Genomic DNA, 25,523 nt, shown 5'->3' with positions numbered 1-25,523 from the left:
CAGCTCATGGGTACGGACGAGAGTGCGGCTGCGACGCCTGAGGCGCGGGTTCGGCATGCGGAGTTGAGCACGGAGATCGACGACCACCGGGCGCGGTACTACCTGGCCAATCCGATCATCTCGGACGCGGACTTCGACACGCTGATGCACGAGCTGCAGGACCTCGAGGAGAAGTACCCCGAGCTGCGGACCCCGGACTCACCCACGCAGAAGGTCGGCATCCCGATCTCCACGCTGTTCTCCGCGGTCGAGCACCCGATGCGGATGGAGAGCCTCGCGAACGCGTTCTCCGCCGAGCAGATGGAGGCCTGGGCCAAGCGGCTCGAGCGCGAGGTCACGCTCCAGCAGATCCACGACAGCGGGTTCATCTGCGAGCTCAAGGTCGACGGCCTCGCCCTCGACCTGGTGTACGAGAACGGCAAGCTCGTCACCGGCGCGACCCGCGGCGACGGCCGCACCGGTGAGGACGTCACGCCCAACGTCCGCACGATCAAGAGCATCCCGAACCAGCTGAAGGGCAAGGACCTCCCGTCCTTCCTGGAGGTCCGCGGCGAGGTCTACTTCCGCGTCGAGGACTTCGAGGAGCTGAACGCGCAGCTCGTCGAGGCCGGCAAGGACGTCTTCTCCAACCCGCGCAACAGCGCCGCGGGATCGCTGCGCCAGAAGGACCCTCGCGTCTCGGCGACCCGCCCGCTGCGCTTCGTCGTCCATGGTCTCGGCAAGGTCGAGGGGCACCACATCGGCCGCCTGTCGGAGGCGTACGAACAGCTGCACGCGTGGGGCCTGCCGGTCAGCGACCGCGCCCGCCGGGTCGGCACGCTCAAGGAAGTCAACGAGTTCATCGCGTACTACGGCGAGAACCGCCACTCGGTCGACCACGAGATCGACGGTGTCGTGGTGAAGGTCGACGAGGTCGATCTGCAGCGCGCGCTCGGATCCACGTCGAGCGCGCCGCGCTGGGCGATCGCGTTCAAGTACCCGCCGGAAGAGGTCAACACCAAGCTGATCGAGATCGAGGTGAACGTCGGCCGCACCGGTCGCGTCACCCCGTTCGCGCATATGGAGCCGGTCCGCGTCGCCGGATCCACCGTGGAGTACGCGACGCTCCACAACGCCAAGGAGGTCGCCCGCAAGGACGTCCGCCCCGGCGACACCGTCGTACTGCGGAAAGCCGGCGACGTCATCCCCGAGGTGCTCGGACCAGTGGTCGACCTGCGTCCGAAGGGCCTGCCGGCGTGGGAGATGCCGACGCGCTGCCCGTGGTGCGACACGGTGCTGGCCCCGGCCAAGGAGTCGGACGTCGACATCCGCTGCCCGAACTCGCAGTACTGCCCGGGCCAGTTGCGTGAGCGGCTGTTCTACCTGGCCGGGCGGTCCGCGTTCGACATCGAGGGGCTCGGGTTCAAGGCGGCCGACGCGTTGATCACCGGCGGCCTGATCGTCAACGAGTCCGACCTGTTCGGGTTGACCGAGGAGAAGCTCGGCGAGAGCGCCTTCTTCACCACCAAGGCCGGCGCCCTGTCCGCGAACGCGCGGAAGCTGCTGGCCAATCTCGAAGAGGCCAAGGTCAAGCCGCTGTCGCGCGCTCTGGTCGCACTGTCGATCCGGCACGTCGGACCGACCGCGGCCGCTGCGCTGACCGAGGCGTTCGACAACGTCGACGACATCCGTACGGCGAGCGAGGAGCAGCTGGCCGAGATCGAGGGCGTCGGGCCGACGATCGCGCAGGCGATGATCGAGTGGTTCCAGGTGCCGTGGCACCAGGAGATCGTGGACAACTGGCTCGCGGCCGGCGTCGTGATGCGCGAGGAGCGCACCGGGCCGAGCCTTCCGCAGATCCTGACCGGGCTGTCGGTCGTGGTGACCGGGACCGTCGAGGGGTTCAGCCGGGACGAGGCGACCGAGGCGATCGTGTCGCGTGGTGGGAAGGTCGCGAGCTCGGTGTCGAAGAAGACGTCGTTCGTCGTGGTCGGCGACTCGCCGGGATCGAAGTACGACAAGGCGGTCCAGCTCGGCGTACCGATCCTGGACGCGGCCGGGTTCGAGGTCCTGCTGGCCGACGGCGCCGAGGCGGGGAGCGGGGTCGCGACCACCGGTTCACCCGACGCGGGATAACGATTCACACCCGCCCCTGATACTGCTCGGTGTGCGAGGTGGATCCGACGGCTGTGCTGAGCCGTCGGACTGTTAACTTTGCACGTCGATTCGTGGGTCAGAAGGAGCAAATATGACGACGCCGCCGCAGGGACCATGGGGTCCTGGGCAGCCGGGGGGCCAGCCAGGCGGGCAGCACGGGGGACAACAGGACGGGCAGGGCGGCCAAGGCGGCCAGGGTGGCCCGCCGCAGCAGGGCGGCTGGGGACAGCAGCCCCCGCCGCAGGGCGGTGGATGGGTCCAGCGCCCGCCGCAGCAGGGACAGCCCCCTCACCAGGGACACCCGCCGCAGGGACAGCCCCCTCACGGTCAGCCCCCGCACGGTCAGCCCCCGCACGGTCAGCCTCCTCAGGGCCAACCGCCGCACGGTCAGCCGCCGCAGCAGGGTGGCTGGGGTCCGCAGCCGGGTCAGGGCGGTCAGCCTGGCCAGCACGGTCAGCAAGGCCAGCCGCAGCAGGGTTGGGGACAGCAGCCGCAGCAGGGCGGTCCGTACCAGCAGCAGTCGTGGGGCCAGCGGCCTCAGCAGCAGGGCGGGTGGCAGCAGCAACAGGGGCAGTCGCCGTGGCAGCCCGGTGGTCAGGGCGGTCCCGGTGGGCGCGATAAAGGCCCGCTCGGTATCAGCAAGGACAAGCTGCCGTTCGTGATCGGCGGCGGCGTGGTCGGCCTCGTCGTGATCGCGCTGCTCGTGTTCCTCGGCATCCACCAGTTCGGCGGCGACGACACCCCGGAGTCGAACCCGACCACCACCGCGCAGCCGACCGGCGGCCAGTCCACCGGCGGCGACAACGGTGAGCTCGGCAACGCGACCGGTCAGGCCAAGAACGCGACCGAGAAGCTGCAGGGCAACGGTTTCGGCTGCAGTGACCTGTTCAACACCGCTCAGGGCGCGCACCGCGGCTGCTTCAAGTACGAGGACCGCTCGCAGGCCGAGGCGCTGTTCCAGTTCAAGCCGGACGGCACGATCATCGCGATCGAGTTCGAGTCGGTGAACGAGGACAACAACAACAACGCCGCGGTCGTGTTCGACCAGGTGCTGCAGGCGGTCGGCAACGACACGTTCGGCGGCGACCAGGTGAAGAAGGTCCAGGACGCGGTCAAGCAGGGGCAGAAGTCGGAGAAGATCGACAGCAGCTGGGGCGAGTTCCAGCTGCGCAACGACGGCGACACCTACGAGCTGACCGGCGCGAAATCCGGCGAGGAGTCGCTCGACATCCCGGACAAGACGTTCGACACCACCAAGGCGCAGATGCTCGCGGCGCTGAAGACGAAGGCGTACGTGTGCACGAGCTCCTGCACCAAGGAGATCGGCAAGTACGGCCAGCAGCGGGTCTACTTCTACGCGAGCGACGGCGAGGGCATCAAGGACATCCAGGTCAGTGCCTCCGGCGACACCGCGGATGTGAAGAAGGCGCTGCCGACCGCGCTCAACGACGCGTTCGGGGTGCTCAAGGGCGGCGATACCGCGGCGCTGAAGTCGTACATCCAGGCGCACTCTGACGGGAAGTCGTACGCTTCCTATGTGGCCGGTTGGCGAGTCGAGATCCGCGGGAACAGCTCGGACAGCTATTCCTCGCAGCAGGTCGAGATCACGTACGAGTCGTTCTACGTCTGAGTCGTCGTCTGTAGTTGCCTGTAGTTGTTGGGAGGCTGGATGAAGTTCCCCCGGGAGAAGCGGGAGTCGCGGACGGTGGTCGCCCCACCGCCCGAGGCCGGCCGGCGCGTCGACGGCGGCGGGGCGTGGGGCCCCACGCAGTTCGACCTCCCGGATCAGAACGGCAGCAACAGCCAGGCGATCCTGATCGTCGCGCTGGTCGGCGTGGTGGTTCTGCTGATCATCGCGGGGCTCTGGGCCTTCGCCTACTTCCAGTTCACCTGACCCCACGCAGAGCGAAGCCCCCGCCTTGCTGGCGGGGGCTTCGGTATGTCTGTGGACTAGGCGCTGGCGCGGATGGTGACGGCCAGTGAGGCCAGGTAGGACAGGCGGGCCACTTCGGAGCCCAGGAACTCGGGCCCGCCGCGACGGCCGATGACGAGAACGCGCCGGTCGGACTCCAGCGGCGCCGCGACCAGCACGGACTCCGAGAGGCCCTTGTGATCAGGGGCTTCCAGCGTGGTCGCCTTCTCCATCGGGAGCCACCGGTCGGCCACATCGCCGAACTCCGGCGTCGCGCTCGTCTCCAGCGCGACCTTGACCTCGCTACCGGTGCCGTCGAGCAGCGCGGCCCAGTCCGCGTGCAGTACGGCGGGGGACTGCTCGACCAGGATGTCGATCGCGTCCGCGGGAGCAGACGTCATCTGCTCGACCGCTTCGAGGTCCATGTGCAGTCCGCCGCCGGCGCCGTACCGGGAGAACCAGATGACCTCGACGTCGGGCACGCCGTTGCACGCCGACACCAGGCGGTCGGGCAGCACGCCGGGCGGCAGGTCGACCACGATGTCGTCGACGGCCGTGCCGTTCTCACGGCGGTGCTCGACGATCTCGATCGCGTGGATGTCGGCGTTCACCTCGCCGAGGGCGGTCGACACGGTGCCCAGCGAACCGGGCCGGTCGGGGATGATCAAGCGCAGCAAGAACACCGAACGATCATCTCCCAGCCGAGCACCAAGCGCGTAACGCCCTGTCGCCGCCCATGTTACAGAGCGGTAGCCACAAACACGCGCGCCCATCTCATCGAGGTGTTGTCCACAGGTCGGGGGACGAGGAAACGCGACCGTCACAGCCGCCCACTAGGATGGCTCGGGCCGGGAGGATTTCGCCCGGAAGTCCTGCGAACCATTGGATAGTTCATGCCATCGATTACCCGCGAAGAGGTCGCGCACCTGGCGCGACTGGCGCGGATCGAGCTCACCGACGACGAGCTCGACCACCTTGCGCCGCAGCTCGACCAGATCATCGGACTGGTCGGGCAGGTCAGCCAGGTGGCGGCGGACGACATCCCGCCGACCTCGCACGCCCTGCCGCTGACCAACGTGATGCGCGCGGACGAGAACGTTCCGTGCCTCACGCCCGAGCAGGCGCTCTCCGGCGCGCCCGCCCAGGAGGAGCAGCGCTTCCGGGTGCCGCGGATCCTGGAGGAGGACTGACATGTCTGACCTGACCAGGAAGACCGCGGCCGAGCTCGCGGAGTTGATGACGTCCAAGCAGGCCAGCTCGGTGGAGATCACCCAGGCCCACCTGGACCGGATCACCGCCGTCGACGGTGACGTGCACGCGTTCCTGCACGTGGACACCGAAGGCGCGCTGGCGCAGGCCAAGGCGGTCGACACCAAGCGCGCGGCGGGCGAGCAGCTCGCCCCGCTGGCCGGCGTGCCGCTGGCGCTGAAGGACGTGCTCACCCAGGAGGGTGTGCCGACCACGGCCGGTTCGAAGATCCTCGAGGGCTGGAAGCCGCCGTACGACTCGACCGTTGTGAAGCGGTTGAAGGCGGCCGGGATCGTGATCCTCGGCAAGACCAACATGGACGAGTTCGCCATGGGCTCCTCCACGGAGAACTCGGCGTACGGCACGACCCACAACCCGTGGGACCTGGGCCGGATTCCCGGCGGTTCCGGCGGCGGTTCGTCCGCGGCCATCTCGGCGTACGAGGCGCCGCTCGCGATCGGCACGGACACCGGCGGCTCGATCCGCCAGCCCGGTGCGTTCACCGGCACGGTCGGCGTCAAGCCGACGTACGGCGGCACCTCGCGGTACGGGCTGATCGCGCTGGCGTCCTCGCTGGACACGCCCGGTCCGTGTGCACGGACGACGCTCGACGCGGCGCTGCTGCACGAGGCGATCGCCGGGTACGACCCGATGGACTCGACGTCGATCAACCAGCCGGTCCCGGCCGTGGTCGAGGCCGCGCGCAACGGTGATGTCGCCGGTCTGCGGATCGGCGTGGTCAAGGAGCTCGGCGGCGAGGGGTACCAGCCGGGTGTCGAGGCACGCTTCCACGAGGCGGTCGAGCTGCTCACCAAGCTCGGCGCCGAGGTGGTCGAGGTCTCCTGCCCGCACTTCGAGTACGCGCTGCCGGCGTACTACCTGATCCTGCCGAGCGAGGCCTCGTCCAACCTGGCCAAGTTCGACGCGATGCGGTACGGCCTGCGCGTCGGCGACAACGGCGAGAACAGCGCGGAGAAGGTGACGAGCCTGACCCGCGAGGCCGGCTTCGGCGCCGAGGTGAAGCGCCGCATCATCCTCGGTACGCACGCGCTCTCGAGCGGGTACTACGACGCGTACTACGGGCAGGCGCAGAAGGTGCGGACGCTGATCGCCCGCGACTTCGCGAAGGCCTACGAGCAGGTCGACGTCCTGGTCTCGCCGGCGACGCCGACGACCGCGTTCGCGATCGGTGACCGGGTCAACGACCCGATCGCCATGTACAAGAACGACCTGTGCACGATCCCGTCCAACCTGGCCGGTAACGCGGCCGCGTCGTTCCCGTGCGGCCTCGCCGACGAGGACGGCATGCCGGTCGGCTTCCACGTGATGGCGCCGGTGATGCGCGACGACCTGTGCTACCAGGTCGGCGCCGCGCTGGAGTCCGCGCTGGCCGAGCAGTGGGGCGGCGTACTGATGACCAAGGCTCCGGAGCTGGAGGTGACCCGATGACTGTTGCTGCAGATGTTCTCGAGATCGACGACGCGCTCGCGCAGTACGACCCGGTGATGGGCCTCGAGGTCCACGTCGAGCTGAACACCAAGTCGAAGATGTTCTGCGGCTGCCCGACCGAGTTCGGCGCGCCGCCGAACACGCAGACCTGCCCGGTCTGCCTCGGTCTGCCGGGCGCGCTGCCGGTGGTGAACGCGCGCGGCGTCGAGTCGGCGATCAAGATCGGCCTGGCGCTGAACTGCGAGATCGCCGAGTGGTGCCGGTTCGCCCGGAAGAACTACTTCTACCCGGACATGCCGAAGAACTTCCAGACCTCGCAGTACGACGAGCCGATCGCGTTCAACGGCTGGACCGAGGTCGTCGTCGACGGGGAGATGTACCGGATCGAGATCGAGCGCGCGCACATGGAGGAGGACACCGGTAAGTCCACCCACATCGGTGGCGCGACCGGCCGGATCCACGGCGCCTCGCACTCGCTGGTCGACTACAACCGAGCCGGCATCCCGCTGATCGAGATCGTCACCAAGACGATCGAGGTGCCGCCGGAGAAGGCCGCGGCGGTTGCCCGGGCGTATGTGAGCATGCTGCGCGACCTGCTGCTGTCGCTGGACGTCTCGGACGTCCGGATGGACCAGGGCTCGCTGCGCTGCGACGCGAACGTCTCGCTCAAGCCGAAGGGTTCCTCGACGCTCGGGACCCGCACCGAGACCAAGAACGTGAACTCGTTCCGCTCGGTCGAGCGCGCCATCACCTACGAGATCACCCGGCAGGCGGCGGTGCTGTCATCCGGCGGCAAGGTGCTGCAGGAGACGCGGCACTGGCACGAGGACACGGGCGTCACCACGTCCGGGCGAGAGAAGTCCGACGCAGACGACTACCGGTACTTCCCGGAGCCTGACCTGGTGCCGGTCGCGCCGTCCCGCGAGTGGGTCGAGGAGCTGCGCGCGACGCTGCCCGAGGCTCCGTCCGTGCGGCGGGCGCGGTTGCAGGAGGGCTGGGGGTTCACCGACCTCGAGATGCGCGACGTCATCAACGGCAACGCACTCGAGCCGATCGTCGCGACGGTCGAGCTCGGTGTCCCGCCGGCGGCCGCGAAGAAGTGGTGGCTGGGCGAGCTGGCTCGCTCGGCCAACGAGTCGGGCCAGGAGCTGGACGCGCTCGGCGTCGGTCCGGTGCAGGTCGCCGAGGTCCAGAAGCTGGTAGACGACGGCACGCTGAACGACAAGCTGGCCCGCCAGGTCTTCGAAGGCCTCCTGGCCGGCGAAGGCACCCCCGCCGAGGTGATCGAGAAGCGCGGCCTGGCCCTCGTCTCGGACGACGGCCCGCTCCTGGAGGCGATCGACCGCGCAATCGCCGCCAACCCGGATGTCGTCGAAAAGGTCAACTCCGGCAAACCAGCCGCAGCAGGCGCCCTCATCGGCGCCGTCATGAAAGACATGCGAGGCCAGGCAGACGCAGCCAAGGTCCGCCAGCTCCTCAACGAAAAACTGGGTATCTAAGCCCACAACTGGTGGCCGGGCGCCAGCCAATCAGCTGACGCCCGGCCGCTAGCCCGCAGGAAACTCAACCTGCCGCGAGCGGCCCTCGCACCAGTCGCGTGCGAGCGGGGCTGGCATCGGTCCCTCGCGGGCGGGCTGGCACCGGTGCCCGTGCCGAGCGGGGCTCGCTTCAGCTCACCCAGCCCAGCACGGGGCTTAGATTCCCCATCCCCGCCCCGAGCGGAGCGAGGGGCGGGTGTTTTTAGGCTGCGTTTTTGTGTTGGGGAGCGTCGGCGATGACCTCACGTTCGACGCGGCCGTCTTCTCCGTCGGCGAGGAGGGTTTGGGCTACTGCTAGTTCGTCGGTGGGGCAGCGGACCTCGTAGGTGGTGGGGAGGACCTGCGTGATGACCGCGTCGGGGCGGTTGCGGATGAGGCCGCGGAACAGACCCCAGAGCGTGCCGACGATGACGCCGTACACGAAGCCCCAGACCACGACGGCCAGACCGTTGAGCGTGGTCTCGGCGACGAGCGTGATGAAAACGGCCGCGAGTACGCCGAGCGCCGCGCCTTGCAGCGCGCCCACCCCGGTGAGTCGCGCGACGGGGACGATCCTGTGTCTGGTCGCTTGGCGGAGTCCGGCGCCGACCACCTCCAGGCGTCCCGCGTCCATCCCGTAACTTCGCAGGTAGTCCACTGTCTGCTGAGCATCCTCGTAAGTGCTCACCGCAGCGATCACACTGCTGGGAACGCCGGGCCCCTGGCCGGTCCGCATACCGATCTCCTCCTCAGGTCGTCTGCTTACTTCACAAGTACCAGACGACCCAAGACTTGAAACGGTTGACTTCCTACGACGTGCCCCATCTCTCAACTGCTCAGCGTCACCCGGAGAATGCGGTCGTCGCCGTCGTGCGGCTGCCCTCGGCCGTCGGTGTTCGACGTCGTCACCCACAACGACCCGTCCGGCGCCAGCTCGACCGTCCGCAGACGCCCGTACTTGTTGGTGAAGAACGCCTGCGGCTCGCCGATTCGCTTGCCGTCGGCAACTGGTATCGCCCACAACCGCTCACCGCGCAGCGACGCCATGAAGATGTGCCCCTGCGCGAACGCGATCCCCGACGGCGACGCGTCGGCGGTGTGCCACTGCGCGATCGGATCGGTCATCCCGTCCAGCTGGCTGATCCCCTCGGCGGCCGGCCACCCGTAGTTCGAGCCGGGCGTGATCACGTTCAGCTCGTCCCAGGTGTTCTGCCCGAACTCCGCGGCGTACAGCTGGTTCCCGTCGAACGCGAGCCCCTGCACGTTCCGGTGCCCCTTGGTGATCCACACCCGCCCGTCCGGGTTCCCCGGCGCGGCCTTCCCGTCGGTGGTGATCCGCAGGATCTTCCCGCCGAGCGAGTTGTCGTCCTGTGAGTTCGGCCGGTCCGAGCCGTCGCCGGTCCCGGCGTACAGGAATCCGTCCGGCCCGAACCGTAGCCGCCCGCCGTTGTGGATCGCCGCCTTCGGAATCCCCTCCAGGATCACCTGCTGGTCGGACAGCTTCCCGTCCTGGTACGTGATCCGCGCGATCCGATTGTCGTCGCCGCCCGAGTAGTACGCATAGATGTACGGCTTCCCCGGATACCCCGGATCCACCGCCAGCCCGAGCAGCCCGCCCTCGGACGAGGACTTGACGTCGTCGACCGTGCCGACCTCCGACACCTGCCCACCGGCGATCCGCTTGACCTTCCCCGAGTCCCGCTCCGCCACCAACGCACTCTTGTCCGGCAGAAACGCCAACCCCCAAGGCACCTCGATCCCCGTCGCGACCGTCGAGGCCACCGTCAACTTCACCGCGGCCGGCCCGCCCACCGTCGAAGCAGTGGACGGAGCCGACGCCGAACTCGAACTACTCGGCGTCGCCTCCGAACACCCGCTGGCCAACGCCAACGCCGCAACCACCACCGCGGCCCGCCCCCGCCGCCTGACCGTCGTACCGCTCACACCCGACTCCTCCGTTAGACCTGCCCTACTTACTACACCGCAGGTCCACGAATGGTTCAGCTTCCCCAGGTGGGGCGGAGGGGGAAGTGGGAGTTGCCGCGGTCGTCGGGCTTTACGGCGAGGACCTGGTGGAGCTGGATGGTGTTGTGTTCGAAGCCGGCTCGGCTGGCGGCGAGGTAGAGGCCCCAGATCTTGGCGGTGGCGGGGCCTACCTCGGCGACGGCCTCGTCCCAGTGGGCGACGAGGTTGTCGTTCCAGGCGGTCAGGGTGAGGGCGTAGTGCTCACGGAGGTTCTCCTCGTGGCGGACCTCGAAGCCGGCGTCCTGGGCCTCGGCGATGATGCGGCCGGAGCCGATCAGTTCGCCGTCGGGGAAGATGTAGCGGTCGATGAACGCGCCGGTGTGGCGGAAGCGGTTGTCCGGCCGGGTGATGCAGTGGTTGAGCAGCCGGCCGCCCGGCTTCAGCCGGTCGAGCAGGAACCCGAAGTACGACGGGTAGTTGCGGACGCCGATGTGCTCGGTCAGTCCGATCGAGCTGATCACGTCGAAGTCCCGCTCGGGTACGTCGCGGTAGTCCAGGTACCGCACCTCGGCCCGGTCCTCGAGCCCCTCGCGCTTGATCGCCTGGGCAGCCCACTCCGCCTGCGCCGCCGACAACGTCACGCCCAGAGCCTGTACGCCGTACTCGCGCGCCGCGTGCCGGACCATCCCGCCCCAGCCGCAGCCGACGTCGAGCAGCCGCATACCCGGCTTCAGGTCGAGCTTCCGCGCGACCAGGTCGTACTTCTCGTACTGCGCCTCCTCCAGCGTCGCGTCCGGAGTCGGATAGACGGCGCAGGTGTAGGTCATCGACGGCCCGAGCACCCACTCGTAGAACGTGTTCGACACGTCGTAGTGGTGGTGGATCGCTGACTTGTCGCGTGCCTTCGAGTGCCGCAGCCCTTCGAACGTACGCCGCCACTTCGGCAGATGCTCCTGCGGCGGGGGAGGCGGCGGCTTGAGGTGGCTCCAGCCGAGACTGCGGACGATCCGCAGCGCCTCCGCGGCCGACGGCCGCTGGAAGTGGAAGCTGTCGAGGATCAGCCGCATCAGCTCGTACGGGTTGCCCGGGTGGACGCCGGTGATCTCCAGATCGCCCATCACGTACGCGCGGACCATGCCGAGGTCGCCGGGCGCCGTCAGGATGTACGACAGCCCGCGCTCGGTGGCCAGGTGCATGTGGATCGGCGTGTCCTCCGGTCCGGCCGCGCTGCCGTCGTACGCCGTGAAGCGGAACGGGAGCCCGCCCGGCATCACGGTCGTGAGGGCTTCGGCGATCGATACCTGGGTCGCTAGCGTCGTCATCGGCGCGTCACCGCCTTCTCGTAGAGCCCGGTGAGCCGGGCATTCTGGTCGTAGCGTTTCTTCACCTCGGTCAGGGCCGGCACGTTGTACAGCCGGTCGAACGTCTCCCGGTCGTAGTAGGCGTCGGAGTACAGCGACTTGTGGCCGCCGAACTCGGTGACCGCCGCCTCGATCCGCCGGTTGACGTCCCCGTCGGCGGCGCCGGGCGCGATCGGCACGGTGCCCCAGAAGCCGGCGTTCACATAGGTCTCGCCGGGCTTGAGCGGATACAAAGGCCAATCCGACGAGCCGCGCAGCCGCAGCGGGCACAACCAGACCGGCCGCATCCCCACCTCAGCGTCGAACCAGCGCAGGAAGTCCGCCAGTCGGCCGACCGGGATCTCCACATCCTGGACGACACGCTCACGATCCGGCTGCCCGCGGCGCCGGGCAATCCGTGCCGCCACCTGGTGCCGGTTCTCGAAGCCGACGATCTTGTGGAACACGTCGCTCCGCCGCCAACGTCGAGGCCACAACCGCCGTACGACGGGCTGCTGCGCGCCGAAGGCCGCGGAACACCAGAACCAGTCCGTGTCCCAGCGCCACAGGTAGTCGTGCGCGGTGAGGAAGTCCTGCTGCCGCTGCTGGATCGAGCGGTAGTAGATCTGCTGGCCGGTGTAGTCGCTCGTCCGGGTCGCGGCGTCGCTGTTGCGGCCGAGCGTCAGGTACGCCTCGGCCGGGCTGAACACCACCCCGTCGACGAAGTGCACCGGGTCGCCGTCATACGCGCCTGAGGCAACGACCTCGTCGATCGCCGGAGCCAGCTCGTCGAGGCCGAGCCGCACGTGCCGCAGTGCGACGTACGGCGAGATCTTGTCAAGCTCGATCCGCAACCGGGTCGCGTACCCGAGCGTGCCGTACGAGTTCGGGAACATCCGGAACAGGTCCGCGTGCTCGCCGTCCGGGCGAGCGGTGACGAGCTCACCGGCGCCGGTGAGGATGTCGAGCTCGAGCACCGACTCGTGCGGCAGCCCGGCCCGGAACGACGACGACTCGATGCCGAGTCCGGTCACCGCGCCGCCGAGCGTGATCGTCTTCAGCTGCGGCACCACCATCGGCGTCAATCCGTACGGCAGGGTCGCGGCGACCAGGTCCTCGTAGGTGCACATGCCCTGGACATCGGCCGTCCGCGCGGCCGGGTCGACGCCGATCACACCGGTCAGCTTGGAGACGTCCAGACCTGGCCGGTCGAGCTCGGTTCGCGGCCGGAAGAGGTTCGAGGAGCGCTTCGCGAGCCGGACCGGGTCGCCCTGCGGGATGCGCTCGTACGACTCCCGCAGTCGCCCGACGGCCTGATCGTGGGCGAGCGTCGCCGCCAGATCCGATGTCGAAGGCACCGATCCAGAGTACGACGATGCACCCGTTCCGGCACCGGAAAAGTCGCTGGATAGTAGGTTCGTCACATGGCTGACGTGCGGGCTTGGCTGCCCTGGGAGAACCCCGACGATTTCCTCGGCGGAATGCCCAAGGGGTACGACGTGGAGTTCTACGCCGGCGGCGAGCGGCCGGCATCGCTCGACGAGGTGGAGTTCTACGTGCCGAGCTACATGGGCGGCGGCGACGTGCTTGACATCGTCCGTGAGATGCCCGCGTTGAAGGTCGTGCAGCTGCAGACGGCCGGGTTCGAGCACGTCCAGTCGCGGCTTGCCGAGGGCGTCACGTTGTGCAACGCGCGCGGTGTCCACGACGCGTCGACGGCCGAGCTGGCGGTCGGGCTGATCCTGGCGACGTACCGGCGGCTGCCGCGGGCCGTCCGCGATCAGGAGCGGGCGGTCTGGCCGGACTCGTACGACGAGGTCGACGACTCGCTCGCGGACCGGACGGTGATGATCCTCGGGTACGGCGCGATCGGCGAGGCGCTCGAACGGCGGCTGAGCGGATTCGAGTGCGAGGTGATCCGGGTCGCGCGGCGGGAGCGGGACGGCGTACACCCGATCTCCGAGCTGCCGGAGCTGCTGCCGCGCGCGGACGTCGTCGTACTGCTGACGCCGGCCACGCCGGAGACGACGCGGATGGTGGATGCCAAGTTCCTGGCGAGCATGAAGGACGGCGCGCTGCTGGTGAACGTCGCGCGCGGTGTCGTGGTGGACACGGACGCACTGCTGACCGAGCTCGGCACGCGCCGCATCAGCGCCGCCCTGGACGTCACCGACCCCGAGCCGTTGCCCGCCGGACATCCCCTGTGGTCTGCTCCGAACGTACTGATCAATCCGCATCGCGGCGGGGCGTCGACGGCATTCGCGCCGCGGGTGGCCAGGCTCGTCCGCGCGCAGCTCGAGCGCTACGCGTCCGGCGAACCGCTGATCAACGTGGTCGCAGGACCGCAACGATAGAAGGAACGCTAGGAGGAGGACGACGATGTCCGAGGCCGTACTGCTGATCGGAACCAAGAAGGGTCTCTGGATCGGCCGGAGCGACGCTGCCCGCAAGCAGTGGCGGCTGGACGGACCGGTCCCGGAGTTCGAGATGCAGGGCGTGTACGCCGTGGGCATCGACACCCGTGGCGACCGGCCGCGGCTGTTCGTCGGCGGCACCAGCGAGCACTGGGGCCCGGCGGTCTTCCATTCCGACGACCTCGGCGCGACCTGGGCCGAGCCGCCGGAGGGCTCGATCGGCTTCCCGGCCGATGCCGAAGCCTCGCTCGAGCGGGTCTGGCAGATCCAGCCGGGACCGTCCGGCCAGCCCGGTGTTGTGTACGCCGGTTCGCAGCCGTCCGCGCTGTGGAAGTCGACCGACGGGGGAGTGACGTTCGAGCTCGTCCGCGGGTTGTGGGACCATCCGCACCGGACCGAGTGGGACGCCGGGTTCGGCGGGCAGGCCGTGCACACGGTGCTCCCGCACGCCTCTGATCCCGATCGCGTCAGCGTGGCGATGTCGACCGGCGGCGTCTACCAGACCACGGACGGCGGTACGTCGTGGTCGCCGGCCAACCAGGGCATCCAGGCGAAGTTCTTCCCCGATCCGTACCCCGAGTTCGGTCAGTGTGTGCACAAGCTCGCCGGGCATCCCGACGTACCCGAGCGGATGTTCGCGCAGAACCACCACGGCGTGTACCGGTCGGACGACGGCGGCGCGATCTGGAAGTCGATCGCGGACGGGCTGCCGTCGGACTTCGGCTTCCCGATCGTGGTGCACCCGCACGAGCCTTCGACGATCTACGTGTTCCCGCTGGTCGCGGACGCCAACCGGATCCCGACGGAGGGGAAGTGTCGCGTGTATCGGTCGCGGGACGCCGGCTCGACCTGGGAGCCCTTGTCGACCGGCCTGCCCGACGTGTCGTACGTGCCCGTACTGCGGGATGCGATGACGACCGACACCGCGGATCCGGCCGGCGTGTACGTCGGCACGCGCGACGGCTGCGTCTACGCGAGCGCCGACGCCGGCGACAGCTGGGTCGAGGTCGCGCGGCACCTTCCCGACGTACTCACGGTGCGCGCCGCCGTCGTCGGATGACGGCCGCATGATCGCCGTCCGCCTGCCCACCGTGCTCCGCCCGTTCGCGGGCGGCGCCGAGCGGGTCGAGGTCGAAGGCACGACCGTCGCCGAGGCGTTCGCGGCGCTGGACCCGCCGCTGCGCCGCCGGCTCACCGATGACCAGGGCGCGGTCCGACGGCACGTGAACATCTATCTGCGCGACGACAACATCCGCGACCTCGGCGGCCTCGAAACGCCACTCGCCGACGGCGACGAGCTGCTGATCCTGCCGAGCGTGGCGGGCGGCTGAGAACCCTCTGTCACCGACCGGTGGCGGTTCGGTGACTGTCGGTGCCGAGGGGTTGTGAGCCCGGTCAGGGCCGATTTATCTTCGCCAGATGGGACCGGCGGCTGTGCCGTCGTCTGGGGGGCGCCCGGGGGCAGGGGGCACCCATGCATGCGTTTCTGGATCGGCTCGGCCGGGGAGCGGCACGTTTCCACTGGTTCGTGATCGCCGGCTGGCTGGTCGTGGTAGTCGGCCTGTTCGTACTGCGGTCCGCGTTCGGCGGCACGTACGTCAACAACTACACGGTTCCGGGCAGTGAATCGTCCGCTGGTTTGAACATCCTGAACAAGGACTTCGCCAGCGCCGGCGGGTACTCGGGCTCGATCGTGTTCCACGCCAAGACCGGCACGGTGTCCGAGCACGCCGACGCCGTCAAGTCGTCGATGGAGGCCGTCGGCAAGCTGCCCGACGTCGTCAGCGCCGTCGATCCGCTGGCGCAGAGCTCCTCGACCACACCGTCGCCGTACATCTCGAAGGACGGCACCATCGTCAATGCGCCGGTCTCGTTCTCGGTCGTGCCGGCGTCGCTGGACAAGTCGTACGTCGACAAGCTCGACGCCGCCGTCGAACCGGCGCGAGCCGCCGGGCTGCAGGTGGAGTACGGCGGCGGCACGGGGCAGATCGGGAAGCAGGCGGACGACGGCCCGTCGGAGGCGATCGGTCTCGCGCTCGCGCTGTTGCTGCTGTTCCTGATGTTCCGGTCGGTGGTCGCGTCCGGACTGCCGCTGGTGGCGGCGGTCTTCAGCGTCGGCGGCGGCCTGGCGGTCCTCGGGCTGCTCGCGGCGGTCAAGGACTTCCCGGTCTCCGCGCCGACCGTGGCGACACTGCTCGGGTTGGGGGTCGCGATCGACTACGGCCTCTTCCTGGTGTCGCGACATCGTGAGCAACTGGACGATGGCATGGGCGTCGTCGAGTCGGCGGGCCGCGCGGAGTCCACGTCGGGCGCTGCGATTTTGGTTGCCGGTGGCACCGTTGTGATCGCGATCCTCGGGCTGTACGTGTCCGGCGTACCGTTCGTCGGCGCGCTCGGCCTCTCGTCGGCGATCGTCGTCGCGGTCACGGTGCTGGCCGCGCTGACGCTGATCCCGGCGCTGCTCGGCCTGGCGAAGTTCACGGTGCTGAACCGCAAGGACCGCCATCACCTCGCCGACGAACGCGAGCTCGAGGCCGGCCTCGCGGACGAGACCGCGATCGCCGCGCACCGTGCGGAAGAACGCGAACGCCGCGACACCAAGCACGAGCAGAGTGCCTTTGCTCGCTGGGGCCGCAAGGTGAGCGATCGGCCGTGGCCCTACGGGATCGCCGCGACACTGGTGCTGCTCATCCTCGCGATCCCGCTGCTCTCGATGAACCTCGGCCAGCTCGACGCCGGCACCGATCCGGCCGGTGACTCGAGCCGGAAGGCGTACGACCTGATCGCGCAAGGGTTCGGTCCCGGCGCCAACGGCCCTCTGACGGTCGTCGTACAGCTGCCGTCCTCGGGTGACAAACAGACCTTGCTGAGCGGACTCAGCTCCACGTTGCAGAAGACGCCAGGGGTCGCCGCGGTCCAGCCGCCGAACACGAACAGCGCGGGTACGACGGCCATCATCAACGTCATCCCGACCACCTCGCCCTCGTCGGCCGAGACCGAGGACCTGGTCAACCGGATCCGCGACGACGTGCTGTCCGGCCAGCAGGAACCGACGTACGTCGTCGGCACCACGGCCGGGTACGTCGACTTCACCGAGAAGGTGGGCAGCCGGATGCCGTGGCTGATCGGGGCTGTCGTCGTGCTGGCGTTCCTGCTGCTCACGGTGGCGTTCCGCTCGCTGCTCATCGGGGTGAAGGCGGCGGTGCTGAACCTGCTGTCGGTCGGGGCGGCGTACGGCGTGATCGTGGCGGTCTTCCAGTGGGGCTGGGGATCGTCGCTGGTAGGGATCGACGAGAACGTGCCGATCCCGTCGTTCGTGCCGATGCTGATGTTCGCGATCGTGTTCGGCCTGTCGATGGACTACGAGGTGTTCCTGCTGTCCCGGGTGCACGAGGCGTGGATCGCGACGAAGGACAGCCACCGCGCGGTGGCGATCGGGATCGGCGCGACGGCCCGGGTCATCACCACCGCGGCCGCGATCATGATCGTGGTCTTCCTGAGCTTCGTGCTGGACGACGACCCGACCGTGAAGATGCTCGCGGTCGGGATGGCCGTCGCGGTACTGATCGACGCCAGCGTGGTCCGGATGATCCTGGTGCCGTCGGTGATGACGCTGCTCGGCGATCGGGCCTGGTGGCTGCCGCGCTGGCTCGACCGCATCGTCCCCGATATCCAGCTCGAGGGTGGTCCGCCGCCCGCACCGCCGGAGCCGGCGAAGGAGAAGATCGACGTCCCCGGCTGATCCGGACCGAAAAGAAAAGACTGCAGTTTGCCGGCGGGTTTGGTTAGCGTCGGGCGTCATGAGCAACGTCCTTCTGCTGACCGGCCCGCCGGGCTCCGGCAAGACCACAGTCGCCCGGCTCGTCGCGACCGACGCGCCGCGGCCGACCGTGCACATCACGACCGACGAGTTCTACCGGGCGATCCGCACCGGCTTCATCGCGCCGTACCTGCCCGGCGCGCAACGGCAGAACGAGGTTGTCGTCGACGCGATCGTGGCGACGGTTTCGGTCTATGCGCACGGCGGGTACGACGTGGTGGTCGACGGGATCATCGGTCCGTGGTTCCTCGCACCGTTCCGTGCGGCCTCGTGCGATTGGTCGATGTCGTACGTCGTACTGCGTCCGGACCTGGCGACGACCCTCGAGCGGGCACGGTCCCGCGCCGCCGGCGAACTGAAGGACGTCGAGGCGATCACCGGCCTGCACGGGGCGTTCGCGGACCTCGGCGAGCTCGAGCCGCACGCGATCGACACCTCGACGTTCGATCCCGCTGCGACTGCTGCCGAGGTCCGCAAAGTGGTTGCCTCAGGCGACTACTTGCTCAGTGCCTGAACAGGCGCACTCCCGTTGAGGACCAGGTGATCCCCAGGTCGGCGCAGGCGGCGGCGACCTCGGGTGAGCGGATCGAGCCGCCGGGTTCGGCGATGTGAGTGACGCCGTGGCGATGGGCCTCCTCGACGTTGTCGATGAACGGGAGCGCCCCGTCGGACACCATCGAGACACCGGTCAGCGGCTCGTCCGACCGGCGCGACCACCACAACTGCGCCTTCTCGCCGGCCAGCCGCGTGCAGTCCACCCGGGACTGTTGTCCGGCGCCGATGCCGATGGCCATCCCGTCCTTCACCATCGCGACGGTGTTGGACTGGGTGTACCGGGCAACGATCATCCCCAGCAGCAGGTCCCGCGCTGCGTCGTCCGGCACGGCCTCGTCGAGCAGGTCGCGCGTCAGCGGCAGCGCATCCCGCTCCTGCGTCAACCGCATGCCGTAGATCTCGCGCACCTCCTCGGCGGGCGGCTCGAAGCCGGGATCCGCTTCCAGCACCAGATAGGTCCCACGCTTCTTCGCCGCCAGCAGCTCGACCACACCCTCGTCGTACCCGGGCGCGATGATCCCGTCCGAAACAACCCGCTTCAGCTTGTCGGCAAGCTCCAAGTCAATGGGATGCGAGACCGCCACGAAGTCGCCGTACGACGACTTCGGATCGGCGTCGCGCGCCCGCGCATAAGCCTCGACCACGCTCCCGCCGAGAGCCGCCCCGGCCGGCGACACATGCTTGTACGACGCAGCCGCCGGCACACCGAACATCCGCGCAGCCTCCCGCACAAGCTGCCACCCGGTCAGCGCATCCAGCACATTGATGTACGACGGCGCACCCGAAACCACCGTGAACGGCGCACGATCGACCGCCGCCATCCCGGCCGCCTGATGTGGATTCATCCCATAACGCACGAGGACCTCCGAGCTCAATCGGAGGCGCCCAGGCGGACGACGCCTTACTCTTCGCTCCCCGGTGGTACCCCACCCTCGCCAGTCGCGGTGCCTCTAGCCTAGTCGCGCCAGGCGCCGGTCCAGTCGTAGAGCGGGGCTGTGGTCGCGTACTCGCGGAGATACCCGATGCGCCCCCGGTCGAGCCGTGCGACCGTCGCGCCGTCGAATGCGCCGGGCTCGCCCTTCCACGTGCACTCGAAATGCCACTCGGCGACGAGCAGTTCGCCGGTGCTGTCTCGCGCGGTGATGTCCCACGCGTCGACGGTGCCGCCGGCGCCGTACCAGGCGTTCATCCACTGCTCGACGCGCGCCTTGCCGCGGTAGACCGGCCCGTAGCACTCGATCACGACGCAGTCGTCGGTCAGAGTGTCGAGGACGGCGGCGATGTCGTGCCGCCGCCATCCGTCGATGTATGCCTGGAGTTGGTCCACGGCCGGTCAGCTCCTCGTCGCGTGGAAGACCAGCAGACGTGAGTCATCGGTCAGTGGCTCGTGCCAGCCGCCGCGCACCACGATGTCGGTGAAGCCTGCTGCGTGGAGGTCGGCTGTGATGGCGTCGGGGGAGCGGAAGTGGAGGGTGGTGCGGTAGATGGCGTCGTGGCCGTCGGGGAAGACGTTGTGGGCGTCGAAGATCACCTGGCCGTCGGTGGCGTCGATCAGGTCGATCCATTCGACGAGGTGGCCGACGGGGGTGTCGCGTTCGCCGTACGTCGTGTCGCGGGTCCACTGGTCCCATGCGCGGGCTGCGGGATTGCGGGACTCGAAGCTGATGATCCCGCCTGGCCGGAGCACGCCCGCGAGTGCCGTGAAGACCTCGGCCTGGTTACCGAGGTGCATGATCGTGTTGCCGGCGCTGATGACGAGGTCTGCGTCGCCGGTGGGCTCGACGGCGCGGAAGTCTCCGTCGATCCACGTGACTGCATCGGCACCCGGTTGGCGGCGAGCGTAGTCGAGCATCGTCGGGCTCGGGTCCACGCCGATCACCGCGCGACCCGGTGCCACGAGCGAGCGGGTGAGCAGGCCCGTGCCGCAACCGAAGTCCAGAACCTTGCGGGCCCCAGCGGCCAGCGCCCGGTAGTAGGCGTGGTCGTCACCGTCTGGGTTGTCGAGGTCGTACAACTCGACCAGTTGTTCGTCGCCGTACGGATCGTCAGTCACCCGGCGATGCTAGAAGCGAGCCGCAGAGGGAGCAACGAAATAAGAGCCGGTGCGGTCGGCGAGAACCGCACCGGCTCGTCAGCGGAATTACTGCGCGGAGACCCAGCCATAGATGTTTCCCGGGCGCCCGGCCGCCTGAGCGTGTTTCGGATCGAACGGCCCGAGCTTCTGGACCTTGTCGTGCGAGTTGCCTTCGACGGTGGTGATCTTGCCGTTGCCAGTAGCAACTACAACGCCGGTGTGCAGGCTGGTACTCGTGTTCTGCGGACCGGTCCCGTAGAGCACGATGTCGCCAGGCTTCATCCCGGTATTGCCGGAATGGGCGCGGCCCTTGCGCTGGCCCCAGGTGTAGATGTCACCGGTGAAGCCGTAGTTCGGGATGTCACTCCCGGCCTTGCGCCAGGTCCAGGTGGCGAAATGTGAGCACCAGGACTCACAAGCGCCGTACGGATTGCAATTGCTGCCGGGCGGCGTCTCACCCTGTCCGACCTCGCCGTTGGCGGCGTTCACGATCTTCGTCCTGGTGTCGGCCGCGCTCGCGGTCAACGGCAATGAACCCAGCAGGGACAGCACGACAGCGGATAGCAGGAGTCGCAATGTGGGGCGCATCAGCTTGCTCCGTTTCGGAATCGGGACAAATCCTCCGGGCGGCTAGCAGAATCAGTATGTAATTAACTAACAACACAAAGCAATCACAGTGTCGTTAAGTTACGAAGGCATAGAGTGACCCGCATGGTCGATGTGAAGCCCCGCAGCCGGACAGTGACCGACGGGCTGGAGGCCACCGCCAGCCGGGGGATGCTCCGCGCGGTCGGGATGGGTGACGACGACTGGGCCAAGCCGCAGATCGGGGTCGCCTCCAGCTGGAACGAGATCACCCCGTGCAACCTGTCCCTGGACCGGCTCGCCAAGGCCGTCAAGGACGGCGTGCATGCGGCCGGCGGGTACCCGCTCGAGTTCGGCACGATCAGCGTCTCCGACGGCATCTCGATGGGCCACGTCGGCATGCACTACTCGCTGGTCAGCCGCGAGATCATCGCGGACTCGGTCGAGACCGTGATGGAGGCCGAGCGGCTCGACGGCTCGGTGCTGCTGGCCGGCTGCGACAAGTCGCTGCCCGGCATGCTGATGGCCGCGGCCCGCCTCGACCTCGCGTCGGTCTTCCTGTACGCCGGCTCGATCATGCCCGGCAAGCTCGGCGACAAGGACGTGACGATCATCGACGCGTTCGAGGCGGTCGGCGCCTGCGTCCGCGGCCTGATCACCCGCGACGAGGTCGACGCCGTCGAACGCGCGATCTGCCCGGGCGAGGGCGCCTGCGGCGGGATGTACACCGCCAACACGATGGCCGCGTCCGCCGAGGCCCTCGGTATGTCGCTCCCCGGCTCAGCTGCGCCGCCGGCGGTCGACCGTCGTCGTGACGGCTACGCGCGCAAGTCCGGCGAGGCTGTCGTGGGGCTGCTGCAGAAGGGCATCACCGCCCGCCAGATCCTCACCAAGGAAGCGTTCGAGAACGCGATCGCTGTGGTGATGGCCCTGGGGGGTTCGACCAACGCGGTTCTGCATCTGCTGGCGATCGCCCGGGAGGCGGAGGTGGAGCTGACGCTCGCCGACTTCAACCGGGTGGGCGCCAAGGTCCCGCATCTCGGTGACTTGAAGCCGTTCGGGCGGTACGTGATGACCGATGTGGATCGGGTGGGCGGGATCCCGGTGGTCATGCGGGCATTGCTCGATGCCGACCTGCTGCACGGCGACTGCCTGACCGTGACCGGGAAGACCATGGCGGAGAACCTGGCCGACATCGCTCCGCCGGACATCGACGGCACGATCATCCGCGCGCTCGACAAGCCGATCCACCACACCGGCGGCATCACGATCCTGCACGGCTCGCTCGCCCCCGAAGGTGCGGTCGTGAAGAGCGCGGGCTTCGACTCCGACGTCTTCGAAGGTACGGCGCGGGTGTTCGACGGCGAGCGCGCCGCGATGGACGCCGTACCGGATCTCAATGCCGGCGACGTCGTCGTGATCCGGTACGAGGGCCCGAAGGGCGGTCCGGGGATGCGCGAGATGCTCGCGGTCACCGGCGCGATCAAGGGCGCGGGTCTCGGCAAGGACGTGCTGCTGCTGACCGACGGCCGTTTCTCCGGCGGTACGACGGGACTCTGCGTCGGGCATGTCGCGCCCGAGGCCGTCGACGGCGGGCCGATCGCGTTCGTCCGCGACGGCGACCGGATCACCCTCGACGTCGCGAACCGGACGCTCGACCTGCTCGTCGACCCCGCGGAACTCGAACGCCGCAAGGAAGGCTGGACCCCGAACGCGCCCGCGATCACCAAGGGCGTGCTGGGCAAGTACACCCGCCTGGTGCGGTCCGCATCCGAGGGCGCTGTCTGCATTTAGGGACGGATGTATCAAAATATGAGACACGGAGGCGCCGAACTTGACCCGGTCGCGGTCTGTCGGCGAATAATGCCTACATGCGATCGATTCTCCTCGTACTTGTGCGGCGCGCCGACTGACGCGACCACCGAGTCGAGCGCGCCCCTTCAGCCAACCCGGCCGAAGGGGTTTTTTGTTGCCAATGCGACTATCTGCGACCCAGAGACGCACGGACAGCAGCCACAAGCGAGGATGGATCGGTCGCGACAGCACAGCTTTCAATGGGCAAACATCGTGACAGGACTGAGGGAAGGCACTCATGAGTGAGCAGCTGACCGGGGCACAGGCTCTGATCCGCGCACTGGAACATGCCGGAGTGGACACCGTCTTCGGCATCCCGGGCGGCGCGATCCTCCCGGCGTACGACCCGATGCTCGACTCGACCCAGATCCGCCACATCCTGGTACGTCACGAGCAGGGCGCCGGCCACGCCGCCCAGGGGTACGCCGCCGCGTCGGGCAAGACCGGCGTGTGCATGGCGACCTCGGGCCCGGGCGCGACCAACCTGGTGACGCCGATCGCCGACGCGTACATGGACTCGGTGCCGATGGTGGCCATCACCGGTCAGGTGGCCGGTGCCGCGATCGGCACCGACGCCTTCCAGGAGGCGGACATCCGCGGCATCACGATGCCGATCACCAAGCACAACTTCCTGGTGACCGACCCGAGCGAGATCGCCACCACGATCGCCGAGGCGTTCCACATCGCCTCCACCGGCCGGCCCGGCCCGGTGCTGGTCGACGTGACCAAGGACGCGATGCAGACCAAGGGCGTCGACTTCCAGTGGCCGACCGAGCTCGCGCTGCCCGGCTACCGGCCGGTGACCCGCCCGCACCCCAAGCAGGTGCGTGAGGCGGCCCGCCTGATCGCCGCGGCCGAGAAGCCGGTGCTGTACGTCGGCGGCGGCGTGATCCGCGCCCAGGCCAGCGCCGAGCTGAAGGAGCTCGCCGAGCTGCTCGGGATCCCCGTGGTCACCACGCTGATGGCCCGCGGCGCGCTGCCGGACACCCACGAGCTGCACTTCGGGATGCCCGGCATGCACGGCTCGGTGTCCGCGGTCGGCGCGCTGCAGCGCTCCGATCTGCTGATCACGCTGGGCGCCCGGTTCGACGACCGGGTGACCGGCAAGCTCGACTCGTTCGCACCCGAGGCGAAGGTCATCCACGCCGATATCGACCCGGCCGAGATCGGCAAGAACCGCGCCGCCGACGTGCCGATCGTGGGTGACTGCAAGGAGGTCATCACCGACCTGATCGCGGCGCTGCGGACCGAGATCGCGAGCTCCGGCCGCACCCCGTCGTACGACGCCTGGCGCGGCCAGCTGGAGGCGGTCCGCGCGAAGTACCCGGTGGCGTACGACGAGCCCGAGGACGGCACGCTCTCCCCGCAGTACGTGATCGAGCGGATCGGCAAGATCGCCGGACCGGATGCCGTGTACACCGCGGGCGTCGGCCAGCACCAGATGTGGTCCGCGCACTACCTGCCGTTCGAGAAGCCGCGCCACTGGCTGAACTCCGGCGGCCTCGGCACGATGGGGTACGCCGTACCCGCCGCGATGGGTGCCAAGGTCGCGCGCCCGGACAAGACCGTCTGGGCGATCGACGGCGACGGCTGCTTCCAGATGACGAACCAGGAGCTCGTCACCTGCGCGCTGGAGGGCATCCCGATCAAGGTTGCCGTGATCAACAACCAGTCGCTGGGCATGGTCCGCCAGTGGCAGACGCTGTTCTACGACAAGCGCTACTCCAACACCGACCTGCACTCGGCCCGGATCCCGGACTTCGCCAAGCTGGCCGAGGCGATGGGCGGCGTCGGGCTGCGCTGCTCCGACAAGGACTCCGTCGACGCCACCATCGACAAGGCGATGTCGGTCACCGACCAGCCGGTCGTCGTGGACTTCGTCGTACACCGCGACGCGATGGTGTGGCCGATGGTCGCCGCCGGCGTCAGCAACGACGAGATCCAGATCGCCCGCGACATGGCCCCCAAGTGGGACGGGGAGGAGCTGTAGATGTCCAAGCACACTCTCAGCATCTTGGTCGAGAACAAGCACGGTGTGCTGGCCCGGGTGGCCGCGTTGATCTCGCGGCGGGGCTTCAACATCGACTCGCTCGCGGTCGGTCCGACCGAGCACCCCGAGGTTTCCCGGATGACCATCGCGGTCAGCGTGGACGAGCAGCCTTTGGAGCAGATCACCAAGCAGCTGAACAAGCTGGTGAACGTGATCAAGATCGTCGAGCTCGAGCCCAGCCAGACGGTTCAGCGCGAACTGCTGCTGGTCAAGGTCAAGGCGGACACCCTGACCCGCGGACAGGTGCTGGAGACCGTCCAGCTGTTCCGTGCGAAGGTGGTGGACGTGGCACCGGACGCGATCACGATCGAGGCGACCGGCAATCCCGAGAAACTCGAAGCCATGCTCCGGGTGCTGGAACCCTTCGGCGTCCGCGAGCTGGTGCAGTCCGGCATGGTGGCGATCGGCCGGGGCAGCCGCTCCATCTCCGACCGCACCCTGCGGCCGGTCCCGGTGCCTCCGCCGCACGTCCAGTCGGGTCCGCCGACCGTGCAGGCACGACCCGCCGAACGCGCGAGCCACACGAACCCCGCGAACCACCCGGTGCCGGGCCCGCCGCCAGGCCGGGCCGCCGCCGCCGTACCGAATCAACACTGAACAACGC

At 68.7% G+C, this 25,523-nt stretch carries 23 protein-coding genes and 1 riboswitch; of the genes, 14 read left to right on the top strand and 9 right to left on the bottom strand.

Annotated features, from left to right (window positions below):
* Positions 1-6: 6 nt before the first annotated feature.
* From ligA to ACQPYH_RS31170, 3 genes are all read left to right on the top strand, one after another.
* Complete coding sequence (gene ligA, locus ACQPYH_RS31180) at positions 7-2,115, top strand: NAD-dependent DNA ligase LigA (RefSeq protein ID WP_432878553.1); 2,109 nt, start codon at positions 7-9, stop codon at positions 2,113-2,115.
* 112 nt (positions 2,116-2,227) lie between these two features.
* The gene (locus tag ACQPYH_RS31175; protein ID WP_432878551.1) at positions 2,228-3,766 is read left to right on the top strand and encodes a hypothetical protein; all 1,539 of its coding nucleotides are present in this window, start codon (positions 2,228-2,230) and stop codon (positions 3,764-3,766) included.
* Positions 3,767-3,805: 39 nt separating this feature from the next.
* Complete coding sequence (locus ACQPYH_RS31170; RefSeq protein WP_432878548.1) at positions 3,806-4,030, top strand: hypothetical protein; 225 nt, start codon at positions 3,806-3,808, stop codon at positions 4,028-4,030.
* Between the two features lie 56 nt (positions 4,031-4,086).
* Here the strand turns inward: ACQPYH_RS31170 and ACQPYH_RS31165 are convergent, their stop codons facing one another.
* Positions 4,087-4,731, bottom strand: a complete 645-nt coding sequence (locus ACQPYH_RS31165; RefSeq protein WP_432878546.1) for an ACT domain-containing protein — start codon at positions 4,729-4,731, stop codon at positions 4,087-4,089.
* A 210-nt stretch (positions 4,732-4,941) separates the two neighbouring features.
* Between ACQPYH_RS31165 and gatC the strand changes: the two genes are divergently transcribed.
* Genes gatC through gatB form a run of 3 tightly spaced genes read left to right on the top strand, consistent with a single transcriptional unit; the run spans position 4,942 to position 8,244 of the window.
* Complete coding sequence (gene gatC, locus ACQPYH_RS31160; RefSeq protein WP_350860716.1) at positions 4,942-5,238, top strand: Asp-tRNA(Asn)/Glu-tRNA(Gln) amidotransferase subunit GatC; 297 nt, start codon at positions 4,942-4,944, stop codon at positions 5,236-5,238.
* 1 nt (position 5,239) lies between these two features.
* A complete protein-coding gene (gene gatA / locus ACQPYH_RS31155; protein WP_432878543.1) occupies positions 5,240-6,745 on the top strand; it encodes an Asp-tRNA(Asn)/Glu-tRNA(Gln) amidotransferase subunit GatA in 1,506 nt (501 codons plus the stop codon).
* A complete protein-coding gene (gene gatB / locus ACQPYH_RS31150) occupies positions 6,742-8,244 on the top strand; it encodes an Asp-tRNA(Asn)/Glu-tRNA(Gln) amidotransferase subunit GatB (protein ID WP_432878541.1) in 1,503 nt (500 codons plus the stop codon). Before gatA ends, gatB begins: the two co-directional genes overlap by 4 nt.
* Positions 8,245-8,485: 241 nt before the next feature.
* Here the strand turns inward: gatB and ACQPYH_RS31145 are convergent, their stop codons facing one another.
* From ACQPYH_RS31145 to ACQPYH_RS31130, 4 genes are all read right to left on the bottom strand, one after another.
* Positions 8,486-8,950 (bottom strand): hypothetical protein, encoded by a 465-nt coding sequence (locus tag ACQPYH_RS31145; RefSeq protein ID WP_432878539.1) that lies wholly within the window; start codon positions 8,948-8,950, stop codon positions 8,486-8,488.
* A gap of 140 nt (positions 8,951-9,090) precedes the next feature.
* On the bottom strand, positions 9,091-10,206 hold the full coding sequence (locus ACQPYH_RS31140; RefSeq protein WP_432878538.1) for a PQQ-dependent sugar dehydrogenase: 1,116 nt from the start codon (positions 10,204-10,206) through the stop codon (positions 9,091-9,093).
* Between the two features lie 56 nt (positions 10,207-10,262).
* Positions 10,263-11,549, bottom strand: coding sequence for a class I SAM-dependent methyltransferase (locus ACQPYH_RS31135; protein WP_432878536.1), 1,287 nt, complete (start codon positions 11,547-11,549; stop codon positions 10,263-10,265).
* Complete coding sequence (locus ACQPYH_RS31130; RefSeq protein WP_432878533.1) at positions 11,546-12,925, bottom strand: FAD-binding oxidoreductase; 1,380 nt, start codon at positions 12,923-12,925, stop codon at positions 11,546-11,548. The genes ACQPYH_RS31135 and ACQPYH_RS31130 overlap by 4 nt, the downstream gene beginning before the upstream one ends.
* A gap of 66 nt (positions 12,926-12,991) precedes the next feature.
* Between ACQPYH_RS31130 and ACQPYH_RS31125 the strand changes: the two genes are divergently transcribed.
* The 5 genes from ACQPYH_RS31125 to ACQPYH_RS31105 all read left to right on the top strand — a co-directional run bounded on the left by ACQPYH_RS31125 (position 12,992) and on the right by ACQPYH_RS31105 (position 18,315).
* Entirely contained in the window at positions 12,992-13,921 is a 930-nt protein-coding gene (locus tag ACQPYH_RS31125; RefSeq protein ID WP_432878531.1) for a 2-hydroxyacid dehydrogenase, read from the top strand.
* Between the two features lie 25 nt (positions 13,922-13,946).
* On the top strand, positions 13,947-15,041 hold the full coding sequence (locus ACQPYH_RS31120) for a WD40/YVTN/BNR-like repeat-containing protein (protein ID WP_432878528.1): 1,095 nt from the start codon (positions 13,947-13,949) through the stop codon (positions 15,039-15,041).
* Between the two features lie 7 nt (positions 15,042-15,048).
* Positions 15,049-15,312, top strand: coding sequence for a MoaD/ThiS family protein (locus tag ACQPYH_RS31115; protein ID WP_432878526.1), 264 nt, complete (start codon positions 15,049-15,051; stop codon positions 15,310-15,312).
* Between the two features lie 143 nt (positions 15,313-15,455).
* Positions 15,456-17,723, top strand: coding sequence for an MMPL family transporter (locus ACQPYH_RS31110; protein ID WP_432878523.1), 2,268 nt, complete (start codon positions 15,456-15,458; stop codon positions 17,721-17,723).
* 58 nt (positions 17,724-17,781) lie between these two features.
* Positions 17,782-18,315: an AAA family ATPase gene (locus ACQPYH_RS31105; RefSeq protein WP_432878520.1), complete on the top strand. Its 534-nt coding sequence runs from the start codon at positions 17,782-17,784 to the stop codon at positions 18,313-18,315.
* Here the strand turns inward: ACQPYH_RS31105 and ACQPYH_RS31100 are convergent.
* The 4 genes from ACQPYH_RS31100 to ACQPYH_RS31085 form a co-directional block, all read right to left on the bottom strand.
* The gene (locus ACQPYH_RS31100) at positions 18,305-19,201 is read right to left on the bottom strand and encodes a 5-aminoimidazole-4-carboxamide ribonucleotide transformylase (protein ID WP_432878517.1); all 897 of its coding nucleotides are present in this window, start codon (positions 19,199-19,201) and stop codon (positions 18,305-18,307) included. The two genes, ACQPYH_RS31105 and ACQPYH_RS31100, sit on opposite strands and share 11 nt — an antisense overlap.
* Before the next feature lie 31 nt (positions 19,202-19,232).
* Positions 19,233-19,309: riboswitch (ZMP/ZTP riboswitch) on the bottom strand.
* Positions 19,310-19,311: 2 nt separating this feature from the next.
* Positions 19,312-19,683, bottom strand: coding sequence for a nuclear transport factor 2 family protein (locus ACQPYH_RS31095; RefSeq protein WP_432878515.1), 372 nt, complete (start codon positions 19,681-19,683; stop codon positions 19,312-19,314).
* A 6-nt stretch (positions 19,684-19,689) separates the two neighbouring features.
* Entirely contained in the window at positions 19,690-20,409 is a 720-nt protein-coding gene (locus ACQPYH_RS31090) for a class I SAM-dependent methyltransferase (RefSeq protein ID WP_432878512.1), read from the bottom strand.
* Positions 20,410-20,496: 87 nt separating this feature from the next.
* Entirely contained in the window at positions 20,497-21,018 is a 522-nt protein-coding gene (locus ACQPYH_RS31085) for a CHAP domain-containing protein (protein WP_432878509.1), read from the bottom strand.
* Between the two features lie 123 nt (positions 21,019-21,141).
* On the opposite strand from ACQPYH_RS31085, the gene ilvD reads away from it, so the two are divergent.
* The 3 genes from ilvD to ilvN all read left to right on the top strand — a co-directional run bounded on the left by ilvD (position 21,142) and on the right by ilvN (position 25,516).
* Positions 21,142-22,809, top strand: coding sequence for a dihydroxy-acid dehydratase (gene ilvD, locus ACQPYH_RS31080; protein ID WP_432878507.1), 1,668 nt, complete (start codon positions 21,142-21,144; stop codon positions 22,807-22,809).
* Between the two features lie 298 nt (positions 22,810-23,107).
* On the top strand, positions 23,108-24,859 hold the full coding sequence (locus ACQPYH_RS31075; protein WP_432878504.1) for an acetolactate synthase large subunit: 1,752 nt from the start codon (positions 23,108-23,110) through the stop codon (positions 24,857-24,859).
* A complete protein-coding gene (gene ilvN, locus ACQPYH_RS31070) occupies positions 24,860-25,516 on the top strand; it encodes an acetolactate synthase small subunit (protein WP_432878501.1) in 657 nt (218 codons plus the stop codon).
* The last annotated feature ends 7 nt before the right edge of the window (positions 25,517-25,523 follow it).

This window comes from Kribbella sp. CA-245084 (assembly GCF_050942355.1).
Classification (GTDB): Bacteria; Actinomycetota; Actinomycetes; order Propionibacteriales; family Kribbellaceae; genus Kribbella.
This window is presented reverse-complemented; position numbering and strand designations above follow the sequence as displayed.